At 59.1% G+C, this 767-nt stretch carries 1 pseudogene; it reads right to left on the bottom strand.

The features are described 5' to 3' along the window. Positions 1 to 767: pseudogene (locus tag A3849_RS32695) on the bottom strand (hypothetical protein); the annotation flags it as partial.

Here is a 767-nt window from a genome sequence, read left to right as displayed (position 1 = left end):
CTGCTCGGCGGTGTAGTCGATCACTGCCGCCGGGGTGGTTTCCGGTGTGGCCGTGAACATGTCAACCGTCACGCTTTGCGCTCCTGACGCAAATGCCGACGACGTTGCTTTTGTCCGGACGTAGTACGTGTCCGGTGCAAGTCCGGTTACGCTCGTGCCCGATATGTTCGTCCAAGTCCCTGCGGAGCCTTTCTTGTACTCCATTGCAGTGCTCACATTCGTGAGCGAGCCGTCGTTCGCATTCACTGCTGTTTCATTCGTCTTGCCGACACTGCTTGGTGCCGCCGGACGCGACGGTACATTCAGCGTCTGCGCTGTGCTGTCTGTAGTCGTCGAGCCGTTACCCTTCTTCACGATGCTCAGCGGTGTTCCCAGCCAGCTGCTGTCGATCGCCAGCTTGCCGTTAGCGTCTGCCGTAACTGCATTACCGTTCACGGTGTAGGAACCGTTTGACGTCAGGCCGGTCAGCTGCTCGGCGGTGTAGTCGATCACTGCCGCCGGGGTGGTTTCCGGTGTGGCCGTGAACATGTCAACCGTCACGCTTTGCGCTCCTGACGCAAATGCCGACGACGTTGCTTTTGTCCGGACGTAGTACGTGTCCGGTGCAAGTCCGGTTACGCTCGTGCCCGATATGTTCGTCCAAGTCCCTGCGGAGCCTTTCTTGTACTCCATTGCAGTGCTCACATTCGTGAGCGAGCCGTCGTTCGCATTCACTGCTGTTTCATTCGTCTTGCCGACACTGCTTGGTGCCGCCGGACGCGACGGTA

The sequence above is a fragment of the Paenibacillus sp. P46E genome (genome assembly GCF_001909095.1).
GTDB lineage: Bacteria > Bacillota > Bacilli > Paenibacillales > Paenibacillaceae > Paenibacillus_AQ > Paenibacillus_AQ helianthi.
This window is presented reverse-complemented; position numbering and strand designations above follow the sequence as displayed.